The 7151-nt window shown below is 62.6% G+C and carries 9 protein-coding genes; 3 read left to right on the top strand and 6 right to left on the bottom strand.

Going from position 1 to position 7151, the window contains the following annotated elements; all coding sequences use genetic code 11:
• Nucleotides 1-198: helicase HerA-like domain-containing protein (locus tag J0I64_RS20925; RefSeq protein WP_291411934.1), on the bottom strand; the 198-nt coding region annotated here is incomplete at its 3' end.
• A 139-nt stretch (nt 199-337) separates the two neighbouring features.
• Between J0I64_RS20925 and J0I64_RS20920 the strand changes: the two genes are divergently transcribed.
• Nucleotides 338-1621: a TIGR03808 family TAT-translocated repetitive protein gene (locus J0I64_RS20920; protein WP_291411932.1), complete on the top strand. Its 1284-nt coding sequence runs from the start codon at nt 338-340 to the stop codon at nt 1619-1621.
• A gap of 12 nt (nt 1622-1633) precedes the next feature.
• Here the strand turns inward: J0I64_RS20920 and J0I64_RS20915 are convergent, their stop codons facing one another.
• The 3 genes from J0I64_RS20915 to J0I64_RS20905 all read right to left on the bottom strand — a co-directional run bounded on the left by J0I64_RS20915 (nt 1634) and on the right by J0I64_RS20905 (nt 3632).
• Entirely contained in the window at nt 1634-2635 is a 1002-nt protein-coding gene (locus tag J0I64_RS20915; protein WP_291411929.1) for an asparaginase, read from the bottom strand.
• A 118-nt stretch (nt 2636-2753) separates the two neighbouring features.
• Nucleotides 2754-3092 carry an SH3 domain-containing protein gene (locus J0I64_RS20910; RefSeq protein ID WP_291411927.1) on the bottom strand — a complete coding sequence of 113 codons (339 nt, stop codon included), beginning with the start codon at nt 3090-3092 and terminating at the stop codon, nt 2754-2756.
• A 111-nt stretch (nt 3093-3203) separates the two neighbouring features.
• A complete protein-coding gene (locus J0I64_RS20905) occupies nt 3204-3632 on the bottom strand; it encodes a hypothetical protein (protein WP_291411925.1) in 429 nt (142 codons plus the stop codon).
• Between the two features lie 239 nt (nt 3633-3871).
• Between J0I64_RS20905 and J0I64_RS20900 the strand changes: the two genes are divergently transcribed.
• Both J0I64_RS20900 and J0I64_RS20895 read left to right on the top strand, forming a co-directional pair.
• On the top strand, nt 3872-4735 hold the full coding sequence (locus J0I64_RS20900) for an NAD(P)-dependent oxidoreductase (protein WP_291411923.1): 864 nt from the start codon (nt 3872-3874) through the stop codon (nt 4733-4735).
• A gap of 104 nt (nt 4736-4839) precedes the next feature.
• Nucleotides 4840-6111 (top strand): DUF3422 domain-containing protein, encoded by a 1272-nt coding sequence (locus tag J0I64_RS20895; RefSeq protein ID WP_291411921.1) that lies wholly within the window; start codon nt 4840-4842, stop codon nt 6109-6111.
• A gap of 24 nt (nt 6112-6135) precedes the next feature.
• Here the strand turns inward: J0I64_RS20895 and rhaM are convergent, their stop codons facing one another.
• Nucleotides 6136-6468 (bottom strand): L-rhamnose mutarotase, encoded by a 333-nt coding sequence (rhaM, locus tag J0I64_RS20890; protein WP_291411919.1) that lies wholly within the window; start codon nt 6466-6468, stop codon nt 6136-6138.
• The coding region (locus J0I64_RS20885; protein ID WP_291411917.1) for an ABC transporter permease at nt 6465-7151 on the bottom strand (687 nt) is incomplete at its 5' end. The genes rhaM and J0I64_RS20885, both read right to left, overlap by 4 nt.

Here is a 7151-nt window from a genome sequence, read left to right as displayed (position 1 = left end):
GCCCGAGAGGTCGCCCTTGATGTCGGCAGCGAACACCGGCACGCCCGCCGACGAAAAGCCTTCAGCCAGCGCCTGTAGGGTCACGGTCTTGCCCGTGCCGGTGGCCCCGGTCACGAGGCCATGACGGTTGCCATATTTCAGCGTGAGGTATTCCGGCCGCGTGCTCGTGCCGAGAAAAATCTTGCCGTCCACGAGCATGAAGTCACCTGTGTTTTCAATATGCCAGCCCGTTATAGCCGCGTCGCATGGGCGCGAACAAGGCGGGCATTGCCGTCCCTCGTAAACCAATTCCCCGGGTTTTGCTCGTCGTGGCCGGCAAAGCTGGCACAATGGGCCCATGCGCCAGAGAACCCAGATCACCCGCCGCAGTGCCCTTGTGGGCCTTTCCGCCCTCGCTGCGGCCGCTTCGAGCCCTGCCCGGGCCCAGGCAGCGGCGCTCGATCCGTCCAGCGACGCCGATCAGAGCGCGGCGCTGCAGGCCGCACTCGATGGTGCCATTGGCCGCCTCGCCCTGCCGGCCGGCCGCTTCCGAGTCAGCAATGTCAGTTTTCCAGCCAATCTCGTCGTCGAAGGCGTGCCCGGCGCCACCTGGCTCGTCGCCACCGGCACGGCCACCGGCGGCTTTCTCCATCAATCGGGCCTTGTTCTGCGCGATATCGGCTTTACCGGCGATAGCGGCAGCGATCCCCTTTTCGGCATCCAGTCGGCCGACAATGTGACGCTCGAGCGCTGCCGTTTCTCGGAGAGCCCAGGCATCGCCCTCTCGCTCTTCCAGAGCGCCGCCACCATCCGCGATTGCGATTTCGAGAACCATGGCGATGCTGCCATTCATGCCCTCGACGGTACGGGGCTGCTTGCCAGCGGCAACACCATTTCTGGCTGCGGCAATGCCGGCATTCGGATTTGGCGCAACGAAGCGGGGCCTGATGGCTCCATTCTCGTCAACAATCGAATCAGCAAGATCGACTGGCGTCAGGGCGGCAACGGCCAGAACGGCAATGGCATCAATGTGTACCTGGCCGACGAAGTCGTCGTCGCCGACAATCACATTTCCGACTGCGCCTTCACGGCGGTCCGCCTCAACACGACCCGAAACTGCCAGGTCAGCGGTAATATCTGCCGCACCTCCGGAGAGGTCGCGATCTTCTCCGAATTCGGCTTTTCTGGTTCGATCATCGCCGACAATATCGTCGAGGGCGCCGCCACCGGCATTTCGATCACCAATCTCGATACCGGTGGCCACCTCGCCGTCTGCTCGGGCAATATCGTGCGGAACATTTCTCCGAAATCAGAGGTGAACCCCGACACCGTTCCGGTCGGCATCTATGTCGAAGCGGAAGTCGCCGTGACCGGCAACGTGGTCGAGAACGTCCCCGGCGTCGCCATCGCCGCCGGTTTCGGCAGCTTCATGCGCTCAATCACCATCACCAGCAATGTCGTCTATGCCAGCAATATCGGCATCGGGGTCTCGGTCGCCGAGGGCGCCGGCCGTGTGCTGATCGCGGACAATATGGTGCATGAGCCGAGCGTCGGCGAAATCGTCGGACTCAAATGGACCGACGTCGCCGAAACCGACCTCCGCGCCGTAGCCGACCGCTACCCACACGTCACGATCCGCTAGGTTTAGTGGGCTCTAAAAGCCCACCGCCCTGATCTCCCCCACCACGGCCTTGCGTACATTCAGTGTCGGCTGGCGCGCAAAGCGTTCCAGCACCGCCCGCTGCTTTTCATCCGGATCGGCAAATTTCAGCAGCAGTGCCGCCACCATGGCCTGGCTCGCAGCCATGTTGCCGTCATCGCATTTGAGCGCATAGCCCCATCCCTTGTCGCGGATGGCGCCGCATTGCACCCCTTCCGCGCCGCCCTTCTGCATAAGGCGGCCGCCAAAGGCGTCCATGACGAGAGTGTCGATATGCCCGGTCCCGGCGACGAGATGGGGATGTTTGCTTGCCGCATCAAAGAGCGCCCGCGCGCCTACTGCATGTCCGGTGTCGAGGCCCTGCCCCGTCGCCATGCGGGCAAAGCCACGGGCCCAGGCGCGAATCGGCGCCGCCCAGGTCGGTATCGAACACCCATCGGTGCCGCAGCGATCTTCGGTCAGCCCTTCGCCGATGACCGCTTCCACCGCCGCCCGCACCGCGCGCTGCACATCATGCTCGCGCTTCACGTAGTCCGTCGTCGGTACGCCCATGGCAAGAGCTACGCTGAGCATGCCGGCATGCTTGCCCGAGCAGTTATTGTGGAGCGCCGTCGGCTCTTCATGGCGCTCGCGCAGCCCCTCGCGCGCCGCCCCATTGGTCGGCTGGTGCGCACCACATTCGAGGTCGGAGACGGAAAGCCCCATGCGGCCAAGAAAATTGGCCACATTGGTCACATGATCGTCCTCGCCGTGATGAGAGGCACAGGCCAGCGCCAGTTCTTCGGTCGAATGATGGAACCGATCGACGGCGTGCCGGTCGAAAATCGCCAGCGCCTGCATGGATTTGATCGCCGAGCGCGGAAAGACCGGCCGTTCGATATCACCGGCCGAGGCGATCACCCTGCCCTCGGCGTCCATCACCACGAAAGCACCGCGATGGCGGTTTTCCACCCAGTTGCCGCGCACGGCCTCGGCGAGAACGGGATTGGCGTCCATACAAAAAACTCCGGTCCTGACTGCCCTTTTGGAACAGTGCAGAACCGGAAAAGTCAACATGCATGGGTAGGAGGTACGCGGGGTACTGGCAGAAGCGCCGGGCAAACGGCGCGGAAAATCAAATGTCCCAGTCTTGCATGGGCGTCAGGAAGCGCGAGTTGACCCAACCGCGCGTATTCTGGCGGGCGACGAGGCACCAGTCGGCACTCTTAGGCACGGTGATGCAGCGCTCGACCCAGACCGGGGTACCAGGCGAGAATGAGCCGATCTTCTGCGAATAGCTCGCCGGCCACTTACGAACGTTCAGTTCATCCCAATGGGCGACATTGCTGACGCGCGCCATCTGGTCGACCTGGTAGCCGGCGGCCATGGCAGGCTGCACGGCTAGACCGGCGGCGGCGGTGACGATGAGGCCACAAAGCGCTGCGACCAAAACCTTTTCCTGCGACTTGTTCATTTCAGTGTCCCCCGAGGGCGCTTTCCATCTTGGCCTCACCTTGCCTGAACCGGCTTGAACTCACCCTGATGGGGTTGTTCAGGCTCGGTTCAGCAAGCCAATGGCCGGCCGTCAGTTCATGTCGCGCTGGTGAACGTAGAGGATGATGCTGTTATTGGCCCCGTGGCGGAGCGAAACGACATCGTGCTGATCGTAACCCTTGGCGCGCAGCGCCGTCATCAGCGTGGCGTTGTGGGCAATCGGCACGCGCAAGTGATTGACATTGCCATTCACGAAGAGCTGGCCATAGACGTTCTTGCCGCGGACGGTCAGGTCTTCGCAGACTGGCAGCAGGGCGACACGGTTGCCCTTGATGGCGTTGATATCGGCCTGGTTGACGCTGCGCATATGGCCCATGACGGCGGTGCAGTCTTCGTCCTGCCCCTCGCTCTGCTCGGGCGGACGCTGGCTGCCGCCGGGACGGACCTGCGCAGCGCTCGGCAAAACGGTGGTCATGGTGATCAGGCCTGCGAGAATGGCGAGCGTGGTTGCTTTCAGCATTTTCAATCTCCAATTTGGGCTCGGCGTCCGCCCCTCGCGGACTGTCCCGGGGTTTCGATGTCCTTGCATCGAGCATGGCGCGGTTATGCGCCGGGCCCTTTGAACCCGCCCTGAGACCGGCATTCATTTTGTGTTAACGGACCAAAGCCGGCGCGACGTCCGGTTGGCAGAAGGGCAAATCGCGCTTAGGCTCGCGCTTGCCCGCGCAGAAAATCCGCGTGGAAAATGAGGAGGTTCGGATGAAAAAGGTGCTCGTCACCGGTGGCAGCGGCAAGCTTGGCCGCGCCGTGCTGCGCGATCTCGTGGCCCATGGCTACGACGTGCTCAATGTCGATCAGCAGGCTCTTTCCGAACCCATTTGTCCCTCGGTCCGCATCGATCTGACCAATTTCGGCGAAGTTGCCTCGGCCATTCTCGGCGGCATTGATGAGCGCGGCGGGCCGTTCGATGCCGTGGTCCACCTCGCCGCCATTCCCGCACCCGGCCTTGCCGCCAATGCGCGAACCTTCGCCAATAATGTGACGACGACCTACAACGTGTTCGAGGCGATCCGCCTGGCCGGCATCAAGAACGTGGTCTTTGCATCAAGCGAAACCGTTCTCGGCCTGCCCTTCGACACGCCCCCGCCCTATGCCCCGGTCGACGAGGAATATTTCCCGCGCCCCGAAAGCGCCTATTCGCTGGGAAAACTGCTCGACGAGACCATGGCCGCGCAGTTCTGCCGCTGGGATCCGGAATTGCGCATGGTCGGGCTGCGGTTTTCCAATGTCATGTATCCGGAAGATTACGCCGCGTTCCCCAAATTCGACAGCGATCCGCGCAGCCGCAAGTGGAACCTCTGGGCCTATATCGATGCCCGCGATGGCGCCCAGGCCGTGCGCCGGTCCATCCAGGCCGATTTCAAGGGCTTTGAGGCCTTCATCATCGCCAATGCGGATTCGGTGATGAACCGCTCCAATATCTCGCTCCTCGCCGAAGTATTCCCCAACGTCCCGCACAAGGGCAATATTTCGAACAACAGCACCCTGCTCTCGATCGAAAAGGCCAAGCGTCTCCTCGGCTATTCCCCGCAATATAGCTGGCGCAACGAAACGGCGAAATGAGCCCAAAGGCATGGCACCGCTACGAAAGTAGTGTGCGCTAACGTCTCATTGTCAAAACAGGGTGGCGCGGCGCCAATTGGGAGTTCACACGCCCAGAGGTTTTTATGTCCGCGCCGCACCCCCACGACCATCCCTACCGGGAAGCCATCATGGCCGAGGTGCATGCCCGGCCGGTCGAAATCGTGCCCGAGGCCTGCCGCCTGCGCCGCCTGGTCTTCGTCATGCCCGCCGTTTCGGGCGCCATGATGCGCGTCTTCCACGCCTTTGAGAGTTTTTGCGAGGAGACCGGGTATCCGCTCCCGACCCTTGCCAGCCGCCAATATAGCTTCGCCACGCCCCGGCACCACGTGACCTGGGAATTTCATACCGAATTCGTCACCGTCACCTGGCGCAGCGATCTCGACGATTGGGAAAACTGGCCGGACGATATTGGCCTCGGCGCCCTCACCCAGGCCCAGCTGATCGGCGCCATGCGTATCGACGTCACCGCCGACAGCACGGTTCGTGACGCCCTGGTGCCGGGGTTTAACCTCCCCAGTCTCTGCCTCGCCGACATTGAAAGCGGCAATGGCCAGGTCGCGACCGACTTTGTGCCCGATGCCGATCGTTTCACCCGCTTCGAGCTTGCGGCCGGCCGCCTCACCGTGCTGCGCCGCTCGATCGTCGTGCGGCGGCTGCTCGAGGTCGAAACCTATCGCACCATGGCCCTCCTCGGCCTGCCGCTCGCCCGCGAGGCTGCTGGCGACCTGCGCAGCATCGAACTTGACCTGACCGCGCTTGTCGAAAGTCTCTCGGCCGCCACGACCCCGGCCGCCGTGCAGCAATCGCTGAGCGAGTTGCACAAGCTGTCGGTCCGTTCGGGCCAGCTCTCAGAGCGCCTCGGCTATCGCTTTGCGGCCGGTCAGGCCTATGGCGATATCCTGCGCATGCGCCTTGCCAATCTGCGCGAAAATTCCACAGCGCGCGGTTCGACGCTGACCCACTATATCGGCAATCGTGTCGATCCGGGGCTCGCGACCTGCGCGGCCATGGAAAAGCGCCTCGCCGTCGTCTCGGACAAGATCGAGCGCGCCATTGGCCTGCTCGATGTGCGGATTGGTGTCGACATGCAGGTGCAGAACGCAGCCGTGCTCGACAGCATCGCCCAGACCGCCCGCAGCCAGTTCCTGCTGCAGCGCACGGTGGAGGGGCTCTCCACCATCGCCATCAGCTACTACCTGCTCGGTATTCTGAGCTACCTGCTCGCCGGGCCGCTCGAAGAGCTGCATTGGGAAAAGACCATGGCGCTGTCCATCGCCGCGCCATTCGTCGTGCTCGCCGTCTGGCTCATGGCCCGCGCCGTGCGCCGCGCTCATACGCCGGCCGGGATGCATTAAGGAGGGGCCTTAGCCCCTACCCTCTCACTTCATCCAAAAAACCGGCAGCAGATCGACCGAGATCGGCTCGTTCTTCTCATTGGTCGCCATGATGTCGGCCATATGGGCCCACCAACGCTTCATGACATCCGTGTTCGGCAGATCACCCATCGTGTGATCCTTGCGCCGCCAGAGCACGCCGAAGAGCGTGTTGGTTTCCTCGTCGAGGTGGATGGAATAGTCCTTCACCCCGGCCTCATGCAGCAGGTCGACCAGCTCGGGAAAAATCTCGTCATGCCGCTTCTTGTATTCGGCGGTCATGCCCGGATTGAGGTGCATCTTGAAGGCGTGCTTTTCGTAGCCCGAATCTTCGATCATGCTTTTCTTTGCCTCCACATGCGGAACAGGATCGGCAGCGCGATCACCACGATCAGCAGCGAACCGATGAAGATCGACATCACGATCCCCGGCACATTGAGGAGCCCGAGACCGAAGGTCACGAGGCCCATGATCAGCGCGGCAAGCACGACGCCGATGATCGAGCCCGATCCGCCGAGGATGGAGACGCCACCCAGCACCACCATGGTCACGGCCTCGAGTTCAAAACCCTGAGCGATGGATGGCCGGGTCGAGCCCAGGCGCGCCGTCAGCAACACCGCCGCCATGCCGCTCATCAGCCCGGTCAGGCAGAAGAGCACGAATTTTATGCGATCGACACGCACACCAGAGAACCGGGCCGCGGTCGCGTTGTTGCCGATGGCAAAGACGCGGCGGCCGAAATTGGTGTGGTGCAGCAGCACATAGAAGATGACGGCGCAGACGAGGAACAGCACCAGTTCGAACGAGATCACCCAGAACACGTAGCCCTGCCCGAACCAGGAAAAGCTAGCGGGGTAGCCCTTAAAACTCTGGTCGCCGAGGACGATGAAGGCGATGCCGCGGAAAAGGCTCATCGTGCCGATGGTAACAACGATCGAGGGGAGTTTCAGCCCGGTGATCAGGAAGCCATTGAAGGCGCCGCAAAGTATGCCAACGCCAAGCCCGACAGCCACGAGCGTGGG

The sequence above is a fragment of the Devosia sp. genome, from assembly GCF_017307565.1.
GTDB lineage: Bacteria > Pseudomonadota > Alphaproteobacteria > Rhizobiales > Devosiaceae > Devosia.
The sequence above is the reverse complement of the archived record's forward strand: the minus strand, read 5'-3'. Positions and strand labels throughout refer to the sequence as shown.